Origin of the sequence: Calothrix sp. UHCC 0171 (assembly GCF_034931845.1) — a bacterium.
Taxonomy (GTDB): domain Bacteria; phylum Cyanobacteriota; class Cyanobacteriia; order Cyanobacteriales; family Nostocaceae; genus Brunnivagina.
In genome coordinates this window covers 149,645-168,819 of sequence record NZ_JAYGHN010000009.1, presented here as the reverse complement: position 1 = coordinate 168,819, position 19,175 = coordinate 149,645, and the positions used below count along the sequence as shown (strand labels likewise).

The 19,175-nt window shown below is 39.6% G+C and carries 13 protein-coding genes and 1 CRISPR repeat array; of the genes, 7 read left to right on the top strand and 6 right to left on the bottom strand.

Features of this window, described 5'->3' with window-relative positions:
* Positions 1 to 50: 50 nt before the first annotated feature.
* Positions 51 to 626 (bottom strand): Uma2 family endonuclease, encoded by a 576-nt coding sequence (locus VB733_RS09840; protein WP_323339903.1) that lies wholly within the window; start codon positions 624 to 626, stop codon positions 51 to 53.
* Positions 627 to 802: 176 nt separating this feature from the next.
* Here VB733_RS09840 and purB point away from each other — a divergent pair, with 176 nt between their 5' ends.
* Together purB and VB733_RS09830 are read left to right on the top strand one after the other, a co-directional pair.
* On the top strand, positions 803 to 2,098 hold the full coding sequence (purB, locus tag VB733_RS09835) for an adenylosuccinate lyase (protein WP_323339901.1): 1,296 nt from the start codon (positions 803 to 805) through the stop codon (positions 2,096 to 2,098).
* A gap of 237 nt (positions 2,099 to 2,335) precedes the next feature.
* Positions 2,336 to 2,890, top strand: a complete 555-nt coding sequence (locus VB733_RS09830) for a DUF4126 domain-containing protein (RefSeq protein WP_323339900.1) — start codon at positions 2,336 to 2,338, stop codon at positions 2,888 to 2,890.
* Positions 2,891 to 3,107: 217 nt separating this feature from the next.
* Here VB733_RS09830 and VB733_RS09825 read toward each other — a convergent pair whose 3' ends face one another.
* A complete protein-coding gene (locus VB733_RS09825; RefSeq protein WP_323339915.1) occupies positions 3,108 to 4,553 on the bottom strand; it encodes a carotenoid oxygenase family protein in 1,446 nt (481 codons plus the stop codon).
* A gap of 237 nt (positions 4,554 to 4,790) precedes the next feature.
* On the opposite strand from VB733_RS09825, the gene VB733_RS09820 reads away from it, so the two are divergent.
* The gene (locus VB733_RS09820) at positions 4,791 to 6,101 is read left to right on the top strand and encodes an alkaline phosphatase (RefSeq protein WP_416336309.1); all 1,311 of its coding nucleotides are present in this window, start codon (positions 4,791 to 4,793) and stop codon (positions 6,099 to 6,101) included.
* A 52-nt stretch (positions 6,102 to 6,153) separates the two neighbouring features.
* On the opposite strand, the gene VB733_RS09815 is transcribed toward VB733_RS09820, so the two are convergent.
* Positions 6,154 to 7,065: a DUF5895 domain-containing protein gene (locus VB733_RS09815; protein ID WP_323339898.1), complete on the bottom strand. Its 912-nt coding sequence runs from the start codon at positions 7,063 to 7,065 to the stop codon at positions 6,154 to 6,156.
* 527 nt (positions 7,066 to 7,592) lie between these two features.
* On the opposite strand from VB733_RS09815, the gene aepY reads away from it, so the two are divergent.
* Together aepY and VB733_RS09805 are read left to right on the top strand one after the other, a co-directional pair.
* The gene (aepY, locus tag VB733_RS09810) at positions 7,593 to 8,768 is read left to right on the top strand and encodes a phosphonopyruvate decarboxylase (RefSeq protein WP_323339897.1); all 1,176 of its coding nucleotides are present in this window, start codon (positions 7,593 to 7,595) and stop codon (positions 8,766 to 8,768) included.
* Between the two features lie 71 nt (positions 8,769 to 8,839).
* Positions 8,840 to 9,919 (top strand): 2-aminoethylphosphonate aminotransferase, encoded by a 1,080-nt coding sequence (locus VB733_RS09805; protein WP_323339896.1) that lies wholly within the window; start codon positions 8,840 to 8,842, stop codon positions 9,917 to 9,919.
* A 284-nt stretch (positions 9,920 to 10,203) separates the two neighbouring features.
* On the opposite strand, the gene VB733_RS09800 is transcribed toward VB733_RS09805, so the two are convergent.
* Positions 10,204 to 10,734, bottom strand: a complete 531-nt coding sequence (locus tag VB733_RS09800; RefSeq protein WP_323339895.1) for a hypothetical protein — start codon at positions 10,732 to 10,734, stop codon at positions 10,204 to 10,206.
* Positions 10,735 to 11,275: 541 nt separating this feature from the next.
* A CRISPR array of direct repeats spans positions 11,276 to 12,540; the repeat unit is 37 nt; unit sequence ATTGCAATTAAAAATAATCCCTATCAGGGATTGAAAC.
* A gap of 343 nt (positions 12,541 to 12,883) precedes the next feature.
* Here VB733_RS09800 and VB733_RS09795 point away from each other — a divergent pair.
* Positions 12,884 to 13,591, top strand: a complete 708-nt coding sequence (locus VB733_RS09795; protein ID WP_323339894.1) for a tetratricopeptide repeat protein — start codon at positions 12,884 to 12,886, stop codon at positions 13,589 to 13,591.
* A gap of 17 nt (positions 13,592 to 13,608) precedes the next feature.
* Here the strand turns inward: VB733_RS09795 and VB733_RS09790 are convergent, their stop codons facing one another.
* Positions 13,609 to 14,202, bottom strand: coding sequence for a Uma2 family endonuclease (locus tag VB733_RS09790; RefSeq protein ID WP_323339892.1), 594 nt, complete (start codon positions 14,200 to 14,202; stop codon positions 13,609 to 13,611).
* 50 nt (positions 14,203 to 14,252) lie between these two features.
* Positions 14,253 to 16,973 (bottom strand): choice-of-anchor D domain-containing protein, encoded by a 2,721-nt coding sequence (locus VB733_RS09785; protein WP_323339891.1) that lies wholly within the window; start codon positions 16,971 to 16,973, stop codon positions 14,253 to 14,255.
* 613 nt (positions 16,974 to 17,586) lie between these two features.
* Here VB733_RS09785 and lpdA point away from each other — a divergent pair.
* On the top strand, positions 17,587 to 19,017 hold the full coding sequence (gene lpdA, locus VB733_RS09780) for a dihydrolipoyl dehydrogenase (RefSeq protein ID WP_323339914.1): 1,431 nt from the start codon (positions 17,587 to 17,589) through the stop codon (positions 19,015 to 19,017).
* The last annotated feature ends 158 nt before the right edge of the window (positions 19,018 to 19,175 follow it).

The window sequence follows — 19,175 nt, the reverse complement described above, 5'->3', positions numbered from 1 at the left end:
ACTTTTTACTATAATTGAATTATGAAAATTTAATTTATTAAATTTTTATTCTACCAAATAGCCTCTAAATTCAACATAAAACCAGGTAAAATATCCTCACCCGATAAACTACTGGGATTATCTAAAAATTCCACTTCATGACCAATTCTATAAATCTCAACTTGTCGCAACTTTCGATTAATTAACCAACCCAAACATACACCATTACTTTTATATTCTTCCATCTTTTTCTGAGTCACATTCAAACTATCACTAGGTGACAGCAATTCAATCACAAAATCAGGAGCAAGGGGTAAAAATCCAGTTTGTTGTTCTGGTGTTAATGCATTCCACCTTACTAATTTTATCCAAGAAGCATCAGGCGATCGCTCCGCACCATTAGGTAATTTAAATCCTGTAGATGAGTCAAACGCTATACCAGTATTATCTATATCTGACCAATTAAATAATTGTTGTGTAACTCTACCATTTCTATTTCCTGTTTCCCCTCCAACTGGTGGCATAATTATCAACTCCCCTGTGGCGTTGCGCTCAAATCTGATATCAGGGTTGGAGCGACATAATTGATAAAATTGCTCGTCTGTTAATTCTATAACTGACTTGAAATCAACTGTTAAGGCTTCCATAGGGCGAATTCTAACCCAACAACAACCATTTTACTAACTTACTCGCTTGCAGACAGGATAATTGATTCACAACCCAAAACCACCTGGAAATATATTAATTCAGAATTTTCTTTAACTTCTGATTAACTATAGAACCACTCAAAGGTAAAATATGACATTGTAATCAATGGCGGACTGTGATTGAGCGTTATACCTTGCCTGAGATGGGCAATCTTTGGACAGATGCTTATAAGTTTAAAACCTGGCTGGATGTCGAAATAGCCGTCTGCGAAGCACAAGCAGATTTAGGCTATATTCCCAGTGATGCAGTTAGAGAAATCAAAGCGAAAGCGAATTTTGACCCCAAAAGGGTGCTAGAAATAGAGGCAGAAGTCCGCCACGATGTGATTGCTTTTTTAACAAATGTTAATGAGTATGTCGGAGATGCGGGGCGTTATATCCACCTAGGAATGACGAGTTCCGACGTGCTGGATACGGCTTTGGCGCTGCAAATGGTGGCTAGTTTGGATTTGATCTTGCAGCGACTCGAAGATTTGATTGCGGTAATTCGCCACAAAGCAGGCGAACATCGTTATACAGTAATGATTGGGCGATCGCATGGAATTCATGCTGAACCAATTACTTTTGGGTTTAAACTAGCTGGTTGGTTAGCGGAGGTATTGCGAAACAAAGAACGCTTGTTAAATGTTCGCAAGACAACTGCTGTTGGCAAAATTTCCGGTGCTGTGGGAACTTATGCCAATATCGAACCCCGTGTTGAAGCATTAGCTTGTGAAAAATTGGGACTCAAACCCGATACTGCCTCAACGCAGGTAATTTCCAGAGATATACATGCTGAGTATGTGCAACAATTAGCATTACTCGCTGCTTCCCTGGAACGTTTTGCTGTCGAAATTCGTAACCTGCAAAAAACCGATGTCCTGGAAGTCGAAGAATATTTCTCTAAAGGACAAAAAGGTTCCTCGGCAATGCCCCACAAACGCAACCCAATTCGTTCTGAACGATTGACGGGGATGGCACGGATGATTCGCAGCTATGCAGTTGCAACTGTGGAAAATGTCGCCCTCTGGCATGAACGGGATATTTCCCACAGTTCAGTAGAACGGGTGATGTTGCCTGATGCTTGCATTTTGACCCATTTTATGATTGTGGAAAGCATTGATTTGATTCAGAATTTATTGGTTTATCCCGATAATATGGCGCGCAATATGAACTGCTATGGAGGAGTTGTTTTCAGCCAACGGGTAATGTTAACACTGGTTGAAAAAGGAATGCGTCGAGAAGATGCCTATAGAATTGTGCAGGAAAACGCCCATACAGCTTGGAATAAAATCGATGGTAATTTCCGCGATTTAATTACTCATGATGGGCGAGTCAAAGAACAATTATCTCCGGCAGAAATTGATGCCTGCTTTAACCCACAGCATCATCTCCAGCATTTGGATGAAGTGTATCAACGACTGGGTATTTAAGGAATAGGGTAAGGAGAGGGGGAGAGAGAGGAAGAAGGAAGATTTTCTATATTTTTATCTCTTTGTCCCCGTATCCTCACTCGCCTTTTCCCAAAAATTGGTATACAACGGACTTAGTAGTGTGCATCAGTGTCAGTATTTTGGAAGTATTTTTTATTTTCTGCCTAAAAATATTGTCAAAGTGGGTAAGTTGAGAGAAACACCCCTAGCTCAATAATATAAGCGATCGCAGTCACTATGATTGAAGTTCTAGCTGCACTTTCTGCTTCTGCGGCGGCAGGTATAAGAATAGCTTTACCACTATTATTTATCGGATTACTGCAAGGAAATGTTCTTTGGACGCAAGTTCCGATTTTATCTGGTGTTTCTTCTCCTTTTTTGCTGAGTTTGCTAACTATTTTGTCTCTAATTGAAGTATTTGCTTCCAAAAAGTTAATTGGACAAAGGGTGTTACAGGTAGTTCAATTAGTTTGCAGTCCTGTGGTTGGAGCTATTATGGGTTTAGCTTTTATTAATCCCGCAACAACTAATCCTGTGTGGCTATTGGCGTTGGTTAGTGGGGGTTTGGCTTTTATTCTCAAACTTGTGCAAGTCGGTTGGTTTTTCCGTTTGCGGGGTTTACCATTGTGGGCTGTTTTTATTCAAGATTTTTTGGGTGTTGTGTTGGTGATTTTTGCCTTTGATGCGCCTTGGCAGGGTGGTTTAATCGCTTTATTACTACTTTGGTGGGCAATTCGTAGCGGTAAGGTTTGGTATGATTGGTATCGTCAAGGAAGAAAGCAAGGGATTTGAGTTTCATATCATCTCCGGTTAAATACCAACGAGAAAACTGACGCGGAGATAGGGAGATAGAGAGACGCACAGAAAAATGAATAATAACTGACTAGTACAGTTCGGCAGAAATGAACCAACCATTCTAAAGTGACAAAAAGCTTGTTTTAGAATCTTTATTCCTTCTGCCTTCTGCCTTCTGCCTTCTTGTACTAGTGGTGTGCCAATGCCTTTTTCCTTAGTTGGTGAAAGATTGTTTCCAAGTACCGTGAAAACTGTGGGGAATCACGTCTGGTAATTCAAGTTTGCATAGGGGTTCTTCGTTTAACTTCTCGGCATCGTAAATCCAAACTTCACTGGCATCCTCTGTACCATCGTAAACAACAGTTAGAATCCAAGCTTGCAAGGGATTTTCTCTATCTTGGACGTAAATAGGTTCCGATGGATAGCGATTTTTGCCGAGTTTGGCAATGGTAAGAATATTTTGACTGTAATCGAAATGAGCGATCGCATTCAATAATTCTCCTTGCATCTCTGCTGGGTTGCGAAATGTTGATAAATATGCATGGCGTGATTCTTTGCCGACATTTTCTGGGGGTACGCTGGGAAATTCACAGTGATTATCGAAGATTTTCTCGATTTTGAGGACTTTTCCGGTTTGGGGATTTAAATAAACCCGCGATAAATGACTTTTGGCTATGGTGTGGGTTTTTCCTGTGGCGACTTCTTTTAAAAATTGATTTGTGTGAAAGTCTTCATAGCGGGCAATATCAATTATTGCTGTACCGTTAGTATCTACATACCCATTACAAAAGTGCCATTGAAACCAAGGTTCAGTTTCCCCACGGCTAACTAATTTTAACGTTTCACGGTCAATGACTAAAAATTGTGTTCCTTTGCTGGGTTGCCATTTAAAAGCGTCAGCATAGGAACTTTTAGCTGTAATTACAGATAGCAAGTTTAAACGTAGGGGAGGCAGGAAAAAGATTAAATATTGTCCTGCTAAGACAAAATCATGTATTAAGGATATGCCATCAATTTGATGGGATGCTTTTTGGATGATGTCACCACTAGCTGTACTTTTGTAAATATGCAGAGTTGCATTTAAACCGGGACTAATACCAAAATTAAATATTTCACCCGTTTGTGTATCCCGTTTATAATGTGCGGAATAAGCTAACCCGTTTGTAAGCGCCCCTAAATCATCTTCGCCAAAAGTCTCCAGGGTTTGTGAATTCAAAGCATAAGGCTTCCCACCTTCCCATAATGCCAAAAGTTTATCTGGAAGTGCTAGGACTGAGGTATTCGCAGAATTTTTCACACCTTTGAATAATTTATTCAAGATTGAGCCTGGTGCGACAGTACCGTAATTCCCGTAGATAATTTGATTGGCGGTGGCTTCTTCCTGATAACCCTGTGTTTGTACATAGCGAAGAATAGCACTGGCTCCATTATCAGTAAAATTTACAGCTAATATTGCTCCATCGCCATCAAACCAGTGTCCCATGCGGATTCCACTGCGTTCTAATCTTCCAGGAGCGTTACGATATAACGTACCTCGCAATCCACTAGGTATTTTACCCTCTTTACTGGTTATTGGTGTGTGGGGAAACTCTTTTGCAGTTTCCAGAATTGGTTTTGCCCATGCATTTTGACTCGAAATTGGATTACTAGCTGTTGTCATATTTTTCCAGGTTAAGAAGCAAGTTTGCGTCAGGAAAATCACACAACTAGTTAACCAAATTTTAATCATGGTTTAGTAGTGTGTTCTTAATTTCCATCAATCTTTGTTAAGTTATCAATAATTTTTGCTAAAAATATTTTCGTTATTCCCAAAGTCAACAAGATATCTAAAAATCTAAAATTGAGCGGGGTTTTGACAACAGTGCGTCATTTATCTAAGGTTATCAGTTTAGCAGCATTGAGTTTAGTTGTAATTACTGGCTGTGGTGGTGCTTCCAGCAATAGTAGCGTCTCCAACCAAGGAAATGTCATCTTTATCCATCCCGATGGTGCGAGTCCTTCCCACTGGGGTGCCGCAAGAATGTTACACTATGGTCCAGATGGGAGACTAAATTGGGATAAGATGTCCCACATGGGTGTTTACCTAGGACATATGAAAAACCAGCTGACGGCGACTTCCAACGGTGGTGCAGTGACTCATGCAACTGGAGTCAAAGTCAATGCTGATTCGTTTGGTTTGGATGAAAAGCTGCAACCTGTTGTCGCGGCTTCTGGTAAAACCCAAACAATTATTGAAGAAGCGATCGCATCTGGCAAAGGTACTGCTATCATCAATTCGGGAATGATTCATGAACCAGGTACAGGTGCTTTTGTGGCGAAAGTGCCCAGTCGTCGCAATTTTGCGGAAATTACCAAGCAAATAGTTGAGTCGAATGTGGATGTGATTTTGGGTGGTGGTGAAATGTGGTATCTTCCCAAAGGAACTGCGGGAAAACACAGCACAGCAGAACAAAGTCAGCGTACTGATGGTGTGAATTTAATTGAGGTTGCCAAGAAAAAGGGTTATACGGTTGTATATACTCGCCAAGAATTATTAAAACTACCTGCAAATACAAAAAAAGTATTGGGTGTTTTCGCCGCAGATGACACCTACAATGATGCGACGGAGGAAGATTTAAAAAAGGATAATTTACCTCTGTATGTTCCCACTGCGCCAACTGTTGCATCCATGTTAGATGTGACATTAAAGATTTTGTCGGCGAAGAACAAAAACTTTATTGTGGTGTTGGAGGAAGAAGGTACCGATAATTTCGCCAACTACAATAATGCTCCAGGTACGCTAGAAGCAATGAAACGTGCAGATGATGCGGTGGGTATAGCGATGAAATATGTCGAGAAAAACCCGAATACATTGCTACTTACCGCCGCCGATAGCGATGCTGGAGGTTTAGAAGTCATTGGGGTGACAGAAAAAGATTTCCCCCTCGACAAACCAATTCCCGCAAACAGTAAAAATGGCGCACCTTGGGATGGGAGAGAGGGAACATTAACACCTCCATTCGTTTCGGCAGCAAATCAAGAAGGAAAAAGTTTTCCATTTGCGATTGGTTGGTCAAGTGGAGGTGATAATGTAGGTGCGATCGTTTCTAAAGCGCAGGGATTAAATGCTGATAAATTGCCGAATACTCTCGACAATACTGATATTTATCGGCTCATGTACCTTACGCTTTTTGGTAAAGAAATAGCACCCTATACAAAAGAAAAATAGAGGCAATCGGTTCAGTTAATATTTTTAACTGAACTGTACTGCTTAATATTGCTTAATAAGGTGGATAGGCAAAGTCGTCATCATCGGCGTAAACATAGGAAGAACTAGCAACTCCTGCGATCGCCATTTTGTTATAATTTCCATTATTACCGTTATTGCCACTATTCCCGTTAGCTTCAGTACGAACCTGTTCTTTGCCAAATTCTTTGTAATCTTCAAACGCTCTCGTAATCAGCGCTGATTCCGGAGAGTCGGAAGCAATTAAATACTGGGTTAAAGTGGAGACTGTGGGATGTTTATAGTCAACTGTAGAAGCCACTAAAACAGTATTCGGATGAATCCCTCTTTCTTCAGATTCAATGATGGGACAAAATATCCCGTGGGCATGGAATAAAGCCCCTTTGGGCATAAATGGCTGTTTCCGAAAACTCGCATATGCACGTTCAAGTTCGACAACAAATCCACCCGAAGCTCTTCCTTGTTGATATTCGCAATAGGTTTTACTAAAACTGGCTCCGGCTACACCATGTAATGTTAATTGTAATGGTGATTCATGCAAAAACTTCTTATTTTCACCCACCAAAAAAATCAGATAGCGAGTAAAAGTTTTAAACTTGAGTTTATCTGCTAAAAATGCATCGTAATTATCCCGTAATGTCCCTAATTTAGTTCCAGTTTCTCTATCTTTTACCGATAATGGTCCTCGACGCACTATAACTATCTTAGGAGTAGTGCTTAAATAAACTTTTTCGACTCCAGATGAAAATTCATGCTCAACTTCTTGCCAATTATCATCTGGTTCAAATCCCACAGCTTGAGCATTATCGAGCTTAATCGCTAATCCGTGGGATTGTACCCCATCATCGTTATATCGCGGATTAATCATCTGGCACCAAGGTATGACTTGAGAGGGTGGTGCATTAAATCTTTCATCCTCGAAGTCGAATTTTGCAGATGCTTTCATATTAGACGTTTGTCAATTAGATTTTGGGTTTTGAAAAGTTGTATCCGAAACGCTTTCTTTTGATGGAAAATAACAGTATCCCATTTTTATAGAGCTATTACAATCAATGCTGGCTGCACCTTCTACAACAAACACTCACTATAAATCTAGTATAGAACTAGTGTACCAGTATAATTTGAGATTGCGATCGCGTTTAAATAATAATTAATTTAAATAAAACTTGATTAATGATAAAAATTGATGTTTGATATCATCTCCATTGGCACGACTCTAAATTAGGGAAATTTGCAGATAAAGTTACATAATCCCCTGTTTAATTCTGACTCCTAACTCCTGACTCCTGCATTAATACAAAAGAACATTGATAAACACGTAAGAGGTTATGTATAAAGTAAACCTTAAAACCAAAGAAACCCGGTTTCTTGGATTTAAATATCGAGCATCATCTGACTTTTTGATGAGAAACCGGGTTTCTCCCTGCGCGACTATCCTTAATATTTACTTTATAAATTGTCTCTAAAATAACTATGATTCAAGCCGAAGAATTTGTTGAAGCAGCCCGGAAATTAGGCTTTGAATGGTATACAGGCGTGCCTTGTTCTTTTCTGACTCCATTTATTAATTACGTTATTAATGATACTCAATTAACTTACATCTCATCTGCCAACGAAGGTGATGCATTAGCAACAGCAGCAGGTGCGGTGATTGGTGGCAAACGGGCTGTGGTGATGATGCAAAATTCCGGCTTAGGAAATGCTGTTAGTCCTTTAACTTCCCTAACTTACATCTTTAAAATCCCAGTATTAATAATTTGCACTTTGCGGGGAGACATTAACCTCAAAGATGAACCGCAGCATGAACTCATGGGACAAATTACCGATAAATTATTGGAAACAATGGGAATTCCTTGGGAATATTTTCCTGACAATGCCGGCGAAATTGCAGCAGTGCTACAACGTGCTAATGATTATATGCAGCAAGAGCAGCGCCCCTATGCATTAATTATGCGGAAAGGAACTGTAGCACCCCATGCTTTGCAAAGGAAAGAGATGGGGATGGGGAGAGGGGGAGAGGGGGGGAGGGGGAGATGGGGGGAGGTGGGATTGTCTCAATCTGTAAACTCTTTAAATACTAGATATCAGGTATTAGAGGCAATTGTCCAACAAACCAACCCAGAAAACACGGTAATAATTGCCACAACTGGATATACAGGTAGAGAATTATTTGCTTTGAGCGATCGCCCAAATCATCTTTATATTGTCGGTTCGATGGGTTGTGCTTCCTCCTTGGCTTTGGGACTATCTTTAGCACGTCCAGACTTAACAGTTGTAGTCATTGACGGTGATGGGGCAGCATTAATGCGAATGGGTAATTTTGCGACTATTGGCGCTTATGCAGGTGCTAATTTTATCCATATTCTCTTAGATAACGAAGTCCATGACTCAACAGGGGCACAAGCGACTGTATCACGGGGCGTATCCTTTGCTAAAATCGCTGAGGCGTGTAGTTATGGCACTACTTTGATGGGGAGTGAATTAGGTCTAATTGAGGCATTATTTATGGACACAACTCAAAATAGACCCAAATTTGTCCATCTCAAAATTCGTCCCGGCACGCTTGAGAACCTCCCCCGTCCAAATATGTCACCAGCTGTCGTCTTACAACGTTTGATGAATCATATTCATGGGAAAAGGGAAAAATAACAGGATATATGTAATATTTTTTACTGCTTGCCCAGCCCCGTAAATGCCCAAAGCTTAACTCCAAACATTCGATGATTTTACTCAATCCAGGACCAGTTACTTTAAGCGATCGCGTTCGTAATGCCCTTCTCCAGCCTGATTTGTGTCACCGCGAAGTTGAATTTTCCCAACTGCAAACCAAAATTCGGGAGAAATTACTGCAAATATACGAGTTGCCAGAAAGACATTGGACATCCGTATTAATCACGGGTTCAGGAACAGCAGCAGTAGAAGCAATGCTAACCAGTTTAGTTCCCAGGAGCGGTAGATTATTAGTGCTGGAAAACGGCGTTTATGGTGAAAGGATGGCAAAAATCGCCCAAATACACCGCCTAGATTACAGTATTGTCCATCATCCTTGGGGAGAGGAAATAGATTTTCAATTATTAACAGAATTTCTTGATAGTCATCTTGATATTACCCATCTAGCTGTCGTCCACCACGAAACCACTACCGGACGATTAAATAATTTAAAAGAACTAGCGAGAATTTGTTGCGATCGCCATATTAAAATCTTAGTCGATGCCGTCAGTAGTTTTGGTGCCGAAGAAATTGATTTTGCGGCTTGGGGAATTACAGCTTGTGCAGCTACAGCAAATAAATGTTTGCATGGGGTTCCTGGTACAGCATTTGTGATTTTAAAGCGTAGTGCCTTACCACCAATTGAAATAGTACCCCGCACCCTATATTTAGACTTAGGAACCTACTGCCGTCAACAAGATGCCGGGGGAACACCTTTTACCCAATCCCCACAGATATTTTATGCCCTCGCAGAAGCCTTAGAAGAACTGGAAGAAACAGGCGGTTGGCAAGCCAGAAAAGCCCATTACACCCAACTTGCAAACCTTGTACGGGAAGGATTGATGGCAATGGGAATTGAGCCTATACTCCCACAAGAACAGTCATCCGTAGTTCTCAACGCCTATAAATTGCCCAAAAATTTCACCTACGAAGAATTTCACGATCGCCTCAAATCACAAGGCTATATAATTTACGCTGGACAAGGGAATTTATCAAAATCCATCTTTCGAGTTTCCACAATGGGAGCAATTTGTCAAGCAGATATGGAACGTTTTTTAGAAGTAATTAAAAAAATGTTGAATCGATACTAGCAAACATCAACGAATCAATTTGTCCCTCTCTGAGTCGGATTGGGACAGGTTTATATATCATTAAGAGTGACACGGAGACTTAAAGACGCGAGGACGCGGAGAAGTTTTAATTGTAAATATTCGTGTAAAAATAAATTAAAAAAGTAGTGTGGAGAGGAGTTTCCAGGGAGATGTTCTTTACGGCAAACTCCGGGGCATCTTGCCGACCTTTGAGAAATAGGAAGCCAGACAGTTGCACTACTTATTTTTACATGATTCCTAAGGATTATCCAAACATGATATTACTAGATTTTTCCCCGAATAATTTGAGTCAATTCACGCCGAATTTGTTTTGCATCCGCCCAAAAAAATACCACAAATATAACCAGCATCACGATGGGAAGCCCTAAATATATCGCAGCCAAATGAGTCGGCATAGTACCTTTTGGAGCAGAACTAATTGCGGCAATTGCGCTTTGAGCAACGTTTCCATCGGCAGGAATTGAGACACGCGGTGATGTTGCATAGATATACTTTGCAGATGCAAACATACCCGGAACTGCGATTCCATACCAGAACAAAAAAAATAACCCTAAAGGTGCAATTAAAAAAGGGTGTAGACTTATTTGTATGTGAACAACCGTTTGATGAGATTGGACTTCCAAACGTCCTTTTATCAGTGTAAATACAGAGTGATACAAATTGCGAGTAATCTTAAAGCCTTGTTCGGAAATGCTTCCTCGATAGAATAGACATTGCTTCAAGTTTTGCTGAACTACATCTGCGGTGTCAGGTGTCAAAATCGTAAAACTATCTAATGGTATTATTTTTCTCATAGTGTTCTGGGCTACTGACTACAAATTAAATCCTGATAATTTTTTTGATATAGATTCACGTAGATTCTTGGTTTAAGTATTCCCGTAACATCAAGTTTCTTAACAGATTGAAGACACGACTTGTTACAGTAGTTTCCATGCAATAATCAAAAATGAAGCTTCAGCAAATGCGATCGCATCACACCAAACGATAAATCAATACAAATCAATCGTGAGCATTTCATTTGTGAAAACAAGCAATTCTTGGAAAAGTACCGCAGGATAATAGTTTTGGCTGGATTTGCTCTCGTGCTTGCGCCAACCAGAGGGTGTAGAAAAATAATGGTTGATTTTTGTGGTGGAATTATTGACTGGGTATGGGTTTGAGGGCTTTTTCGAGGTTTTGAGGTTGGCGCGATTCCCAAAATATTGACTATGACTAGGTTTGGGCTGTTTTGTTCGGTTGACCTCTTGACAAGCGATCGCTTGAAACAGTATTTTAGATGAGGTTAGCGCAACTGCACCTTGAAAACTAAATACAGTAAGGGTTCTGTAGCGAGCTATTGCAATTAAAAATAATCCCTATCAGGGATTGAAACTACCTATTGGTATGCCTGGGGAAAATATTCCTAACTTACATTGCAATTAAAAATAATCCCTATCAGGGATTGAAACGTAGTAAACCATGAAGTTCCCCTCTTTCAAAATTGCAATTAAAAATAATCCCTATCAGGGATTGAAACAGTTGAAACCTTAATAAACCTTTCAGCCCCAAGTTATATTGCAATTAAAAATAATCCCTATCAGGGATTGAAACGTTGATTGAAAAAGCTTCGGTATAGCAACCAACATTGCAATTAAAAATAATCCCTATCAGGGATTGAAACATTTAACTCTGTACAGAACATACTAACGCTAGTAATTGCAATTAAAAATAATCCCTATCAGGGATTGAAACCATAGATATTTTCCTAGAACCTGTATAATGTTTTCATTGCAATTAAAAATAATCCCTATCAGGGATTGAAACAATAGTGAAGACCTCGATTCAAAAATCGAATACATTGCAATTAAAAATAATCCCTATCAGGGATTGAAACAAAACCATAGGTATAAAACGAGCTAAAAACCTTTATTGCAATTAAAAATAATCCCTATCAGGGATTGAAACCATGGATGCCATGTTTTCCGCGATCGCAGACGGGGAAATACCAATTGCAATTAAAAATAATCCCTATCAGGGATTGAAACGTTGACTGCCGTCCACAAAAGGCTGACAGCTTAATTGCATTGCAATTAAAAATAATCCCTATCAGGGATTGAAACCAAATTTTCCCGCAACTCCAGCACCTGGAGGGCAACAAGATTGCAATTAAAAATAATCCCTATCAGGGATTGAAACATTTGGTCAAAGGTTCTCATCCTGCAAGGAAGGCGATTGCAATTAAAAATAATCCCTATCAGGGATTGAAACACTTTAACGTTGCAGCATGTTATTGAGGCTACTATTGCAATTAAAAATAATCCCTATCAGGGATTGAAACATTTGAATATGTATATGGTTTATCCACTTTTGCGAAATTGCAATTAAAAATAATCCCTATCAGGGATTGAAACGTAAACTATTCCTTTAGACTGATAATATTCCCATATTGCAATTAAAAATAATCCCTATCAGGGATTGAAACATGGTTTTTATTCCTTTTGTATTACTTCTAAAATTGCAATTAAAAATAATCCCTATCAGGGATTGAAACCCATGAAATTTAAACCTTGTTTGGCTAATTATGATTGCAATTAAAAATAATCCCTATCAGGGATTGAAACCTTGTCAAAGCCAAACTGATGACGGGATTCCATTGCAATTTAAAATAATCCCTATATAAATCAACCACCAAAAACAAAAACAGATCAACTTTTTTGGAGGGGGCTTGGGGGACGCAACCGTCCCCCAATCGGGGGTTTGGGGGAGAATCCCCCAAGTCTTGGTTCTCAACAAATCGATTAACGACAACCTTAACTGTAGCTTGCTACTCTACGAGAAGCCGCTAGCACCTCTACTGCGGAGCATTACCGTATTGGAATATATCAGGAAAAATGGATAAAGATCGAGATTAAATGGCAAACTAATTTAAGTAACCTGTCAGGGACTAAAATCAACGGAATCATTATGCAGATCAAAAGTCAATCGAAGTCAGTATTTACAACACATTTTTACTACTTGACATTGGGTATTTTATCTGTATGTTTGGCATCCTCATCTGTCTCCGCTATTAGCACATTCTCGAATCAAACAACTCCATCTTCAGGAATACTTATTTCCCAATTATCGGAAAGTGAACAGTCAGAGAGAACACAGCTAATTCAAACAGCTAACTCGCAAATGCAATCAGGTAATTTGACTGGTGCAGAAGAAAATTTACGCCAACTAGTGAAAAAATTTCCTAAAGATGCTTTTGGACATTATCAATTAGGTAATGTGCTTTTACGTCAAGAAAAACCGGAAAATGCGATCGCATCTTTTCAAGAAGCAACTCGTTTAAATCCACGTTATGCACTTGCATATAATGGTATGGGTATTAGCTATGCCAGTCAAGAAAAATGGGATGATGCAATTACGCAATTTCGTAAAGCACTGGAAATTAATCCTGAATATGGCGATGCTTTAATGTTTTTAGGACAGGTGCTTTTGCAAGTCAATAAACGTGATGAAGGTGTTGCATCCTTAAATAAAGCTTTGAATATCTTTAAACAGCAAAATCGCAATGAACGTGTTAAAAGAATTGAAAATATATTACGAAAATTAAAACCAACCGATGACCCAAGTATATCTTATGATGACTCAGGATTCAGGATTGCTGGAAGCAATAAAATATAGATTCCGGCGTTATGAAATCAAGGGATAAAATTATTTCTAGTATCTAAATCCACATCTTCGTAAAATTTGCTAATATCGCAACAAAAATTAACACTTGCAAATTCAACTAATTCCCCTGCGTCAAAAGCAGATAGCTCCCAACATCCCTTTTCATTTCGACGAAACACTTCCACATCCATTGTCTTTTGGGAAATAATTACATATTCTTGTAACGATTCTAAACGCCGATAATCTTTGAATTTCTTACCTCTATCAATGGCTTCAGTTGTATCTGATAAAACCTCAATAATTAAACAGGGATAAGATTTAAAATACTCTGATTCCTTATCCCGCCCATCACATGTCACCATCACATCTGGATAATAGTAGCGGTTGATGTCGCGTGTTTGAATTTGCACTTTCATATCCGCTACATAAACACGACAACCACTACCACGATGATGATTTCGCAAGAGCATTGCTGCATTCAAACTAATAGTCACATGGGCATCGCTCGCCCCTGCCATTGCGTAAACTTCACCATCAACGTACTCATGCTTGATTTGACTATACTTTTCCCCTGTTAAATATTCTTCCGGGGAAAAATAATCTTGAATAGAATTAGTAACCATAAATCCAGTTTAACTTGCGATCGCTTATCCTAATTTTAGAGCTTGACTAGTTATGGTGTTGTCGGTGCTTCGATAACTGCGGGAATTTCTTCGGTTGGTGTTGGTAAGGTTGTGTCTGTTGCTTCTGGTTGCGGTGATTCTGTGACTCCAGGTTGGGGTGACTCAGTTGGTATCGCTGGTGATTCGCTGCTTTCGGGTATAGGTGCAGCAACAGGGAATTGAGGAATGATTCGTTTTGGCGATTTTAGCAATGGTGATGGCGGTATCAATTTTGGTTGCGGAAGTGGTAGCGGTTCTTGTTTTACTTGAGGTGGTGCGGGCACAAGATTATCTGGTGTTAATTGTGCTGTAGTTGCAAATCCTTCTATCAACAACGTTTTTAAAATTTTCCCATTGCGATCGCTTACTGCTAAACTAGCACTATGTTTACCTGTGTCGATAGGTACAAACGCAACGGAAATATTGCAGGTTTGATTCGGTGAAATCGTAGTTACGCAACTGTTGCTGACTTCAAAATCCCCTTGTTCTCCATCTTTTTGAATATTACCTATCTGTACTGACATTGCAGATTGGTTGGCAATTGTCACAGTTTGCCTTTGACTTTCAGTATTAACTGCTTGCCTGCCAAAATTCAGTTTTGAATGAGTGAAGATTATTTGTGTTAAATCTGTTTCATCAGAGTTTGCAGGCAGATTTGGAGTGTTGGTTTGTGCTATTGGTAACAATTTTGGACGCAATAAAACTAACCAAGCCATAAATCCAGTACATCCGACACAAAATAAGGAGATTAATGTCACTGCCGATAGTTGTATTTTTGTGTTTGCGGAAATGCTATTATTAGCGATCGAATTTAAGGTAAGTTTTGTTGTATCTGCGTCCAATTTGGAGAGGATGACACTAATTAGATTGAGATTTTGCTGGGTAATGTTAGCTGCATTTTCATTCTCCAATGACTTACGTATTTTTAAAGCATGAGTTAAATAGTTCCTTGCTGCTGCCATATCTTCTAAGCACAACGCTCTACTTCCCAGTTGATGCAGCATGAATGCTTCGGCAGGTTTGTCATTGACTGTCAGAGCTGCTTGTAAACCTAATTTTAAAACTTTTTCCCACAATCCCCATTGTTTACCCAAAGCTAATGAACTTTCAATTGCTTGTACCAAGCGTAAAACCTGCTGCCAATTTTCAGCTTTGACTCCCCAGGTTAGTATCTCGATGAAAATATCAGTTTCGGAATGTAATAAGCTCGGCAAACTCTGATATTTTTCTGCCCAATTAGTAAAATAATTCCGGATTAACTCACGCCAAGCTGTGAGATTATTATCCTTCTCTAATACTCTAATTAGTATATCGTTGATGTAGTATCGCTCTTGCTCGATGGTGACAAGATGCCACTTCGCTAAGTTTTGTAAAATAATTGCAGTTGTGCTGACTCCACTCAAAGCCTCAACTTGTGTTGCTAACAATGGCACACCATTCATTGCTGCTAATATTAGCAAAATTTCGCGATCCGATTTCGGTATTGCCGCCAAAATACCTGCAATTAACACATGATTTGTAGCTGGAGGTTGCAACTTTAAAACCAATTCACCCAAAGTATAGATTTCTTGGTTAATGCTTGTCACCGCCAGTCTTAACAACCAAGGATTTCCCCCCAATAGATTTGCCAATGCTTCTATGGCTTGAAAATCATCAGGGTTAACTTCTAATTCTTGTGTTACAAAAGTTAATGCATCTCTTGTTGTTAAACCTGAGAGTGGATTTGTAAAGTCAGTTTCATCCAATCTTTTGCTAGTGGATGCTAATACTAGAGGGCAATTAGGTAGTGTCGTTTGTAATTGTTTAATTTCTGCGGCTGTGAGATTTTTATCATCTAAAATAATCAGAATTTTTTTGCCATTGACAGCTTGGCTAATTTCTAAATCTGTCGGTTTGTAGGTAATATCACTTGCGTACAAAATATCAAATAGCGATTGGAGTATATCACTGACTGTTTGATAGTGAGAGTTTAAAAATATTGTGCCATCAGTGAAAACTCGTTTGCCCTGAATAAATGAATTTAAATAACGTAGTAAAGCCGATTTTCCTAAACCAGTATCACCATAAAATTCGATTGATTTTTTTGATTCTGGAGATATATCACTACAATTTAAGGCATGAATCGCACTTTTTATCTCCTTCAAACGTCCAATGAGATAGGGAAAAGTTGGTGATGATAATAATTCCTGTGGCGGATGAGATGGACGCGATTGGATTTGATGTTTCTGTGTGGCAATACTCAAAATACTGCCCAAATTTGAATTTATTTGGATAGATAATTTACCCAGCGTTAAATAATTGCCAACTATTTCTGATGAATTACCTAAGCTTTCTGATGATTGACAATGATTATATTTACTATTTTTACTCAAAGCTTTATCACCAATAGTAAGCGTTGTTAACTGAACCGATTTATTGATTACCTTTTTTGGACGCACCTTATACAAATGAACCACTTGTTGCCAAACAGGTAGATTATTACCCCATTGTGCCGCATAAATTTTGGCATAATTCAAAGATTCAACATGCCATTGAACTATTTGTTGACAAATAATTCTCACCAAAGCTTTTTTTTCGGGAACCTTTACAGCAACTAAAGCAACATATAAACAACTATCTTTCAACCCGACTTTTGCTGTGATTCCTTGCGGCTTTAACAATTCATTTATTAATGCTTCAATCGCATTAATATCACCTTGTTTGGCAAGTTCGACAATTTGCTGTTGAGTCATTTTATCTGCGGTATTTCACCTGGATTTGCTTCGTCAGTCATCCTGGTAGTTCTCAGCTAAAGGATTGGATACTGGGTATTTGACATTGCCAAATAGCTTTTTCCTGCTCCCTGCTTCTTCTTCTATTAAAATTGCACCCTGGAAATACAGTATTTTACCTGTAGAGATGTATTTTAAAACAATCATTGGGGTTTGATATTACCTGCTCAGGACAGTTTTTACTCCGCCTACAGTACCTCTTAACACACAAGATGAGAGGTGAAATTCTGGATGTTTTTACTTGAGTTGTATAAGTAAATATACTATAAAAATTATCTGTATTGATACTTGACAAGCACAAATATTATATGCGATCAAAGAAAACATTTTTTTGTGGTTAATGGTTAATAGTATTACGATCGCAGTATTTATTCTCCCAGATATCTTACTACTGAATTCAATCGCTAAGTCAAGTAGTTTATGATACTATCACCTCTCGCGATCGCCAAAATAATTTGCTTATTAGTAGCCAAAATCATAAATTTGGTTTAGCGACATTCTAAAATTGAGGGACTTGCACCGATCGCTTGGTCGGTTGAGAATAAATAGGGCGAAGCACGCGGGGATAATGAACGTGAGTCTTGGATTTGATTACGATTTGATAATTATTGGTGCTGGAGTAGGCGGACATGGTGCAGCCCTCCACGCTGTCGGCTGTGGTTTAAAAACAGCGATTATAGAAGCTGCTGATATGGGCGGAACCTGCGTTAACCGTGGTTGTGTCCCCTCCAAAGCATTGCTAGCCGCTTCGGGAAAAGTGCGCGAGTTGCGAAATGCCCATCACCTCAAGTCATTAGGGATTCAAATTGGGAACGTCCAGTTTGAACGGGAGGCAATCGCCAATCATGCCAATAATCTTGCTGCGAAAATTCAGGGCGATTTAACCAACAGCCTCAAACGTCTCGGAGTTGATATTATTCGGGGTTGGGGTAAAATCGCCGGCACGCAAAAAGTTAGTGTTATTACTGATGCTGGTGAAAAAAATATTACTGCTAAAGATATTATTATTGCTCCTGGTTCCGTACCGTTTGTGCCTCCCGGTATTGAAGTTGATGGCAAAACAGTTTTTACCAGTGACCAAGGTGTGAAGTTAGAAACATTACCTTATTGGGTAGCAATTATTGGTAGCGGTTACATTGGTTTAGAATTTTCCGATGTGTATTCGGCATTAGGCTGCGAAATCACGATGATAGAAGCATTAGATCAATTAATGCCGGGATTCGATCGCGATATTGCCAAACTTGCCGAACGAACCTTAATTACCCCCCGTGATATTGAAACCTACGTTGGCATTTACGCCAAGCGGGTAATTCCTGGTTCCCCTGTAGTGATTGAATTGGCAAACTTCAAAACCAAAGAAGATGTCGAGACAATTGAAGTTGACGCTTGTTTAGTTGCCACTGGACGCATCCCCGCCACCAAAGACTTGGGATTAGAAACAGTTGGAGTTGAATGCGATCGCCGCAATTTTATCCCTGTCAATGGTAGTATGGCGGTACTGAGTAACGGAGAAGTTGTACCACACCTCTGGGCGATAGGTGATGCCACCGGAAAAATGATGTTGGCACATGCAGCTTCTGCACAGGGTATTGTTGCTGTTGAAAATATTTGCGGTAGAAGCAAAGTAGTAGATTACGACAGTATTCCCGCAGCCGCATTTACCCACCCGGAAATTAGCTATGTGGGTAGAACTGAAGCCCAAGCCAGAGAATTAGCCAAAGAATCAGGTTTTGAAATCGGAGTTGCCAAAAGCTACTACAAAGGAAACTCTAAAGCCCTAGCGGAAGGAGAAACTGACGGCATCACCAAAGTTATATACCGCAAAGACACAGGCGAACTATTAGGGGTACATATATTTGGTTTACACGCATCTGACTTAATCCATGAAGCCTCCGCCGCCATGGCAAATCGTCAAAGCGTCCATACCCTCGCCCACCTAGTCCACGCCCACCCCACACTCTCCGAAGTTCTCGACGAAGCCTACAAGCGGGCAGTCGGAGTGTAGTTTGCAGTTAGGAGTTATGTACTCAGAATGATGAACTGCTTTTCTGATGATTGTCTAAGCTCAACAGCAGCCGACGATTTTGTCGCAGGCAACTATGAGTAGTTCACTTTCCCACACCTAACTCCTAACTCCCAATACCCAATTTTTAACTCCTAACT

What these genes read in the sequence shown, in the direction of transcription:
- VB733_RS09795 (WP_323339894.1), top strand. Translation starts at nt 12,884, where the DNA reads ATGCAGATCAAAAGTCAATCGAAGTCAGTATTTACAACACATTTTTAC.
- VB733_RS09800 (WP_323339895.1), bottom strand. Translation starts at nt 10,734, where the DNA reads ATGAGAAAAATAATACCATTAGATAGTTTTACGATTTTGACACCTGAC.
- VB733_RS09840 (WP_323339903.1), bottom strand. Translation starts at nt 626, where the DNA reads ATGGAAGCCTTAACAGTTGATTTCAAGTCAGTTATAGAATTAACAGAC.
- VB733_RS09815 (WP_323339898.1), bottom strand. Translation starts at nt 7,065, where the DNA reads ATGAAAGCATCTGCAAAATTCGACTTCGAGGATGAAAGATTTAATGCA.
- VB733_RS09825 (WP_323339915.1), bottom strand. Translation starts at nt 4,553, where the DNA reads ATGACAACAGCTAGTAATCCAATTTCGAGTCAAAATGCATGGGCAAAA.
- VB733_RS09805 (WP_323339896.1), top strand. Translation starts at nt 8,840, where the DNA reads ATGATTTTACTCAATCCAGGACCAGTTACTTTAAGCGATCGCGTTCGT.
- VB733_RS09830 (WP_323339900.1), top strand. Translation starts at nt 2,336, where the DNA reads ATGATTGAAGTTCTAGCTGCACTTTCTGCTTCTGCGGCGGCAGGTATA.
- VB733_RS09790 (WP_323339892.1), bottom strand. Translation starts at nt 14,202, where the DNA reads ATGGTTACTAATTCTATTCAAGATTATTTTTCCCCGGAAGAATATTTA.
- aepY (WP_323339897.1), top strand. Translation starts at nt 7,593, where the DNA reads ATGATTCAAGCCGAAGAATTTGTTGAAGCAGCCCGGAAATTAGGCTTT.
- VB733_RS09785 (WP_323339891.1), bottom strand. Translation starts at nt 16,973, where the DNA reads ATGACTCAACAGCAAATTGTCGAACTTGCCAAACAAGGTGATATTAAT.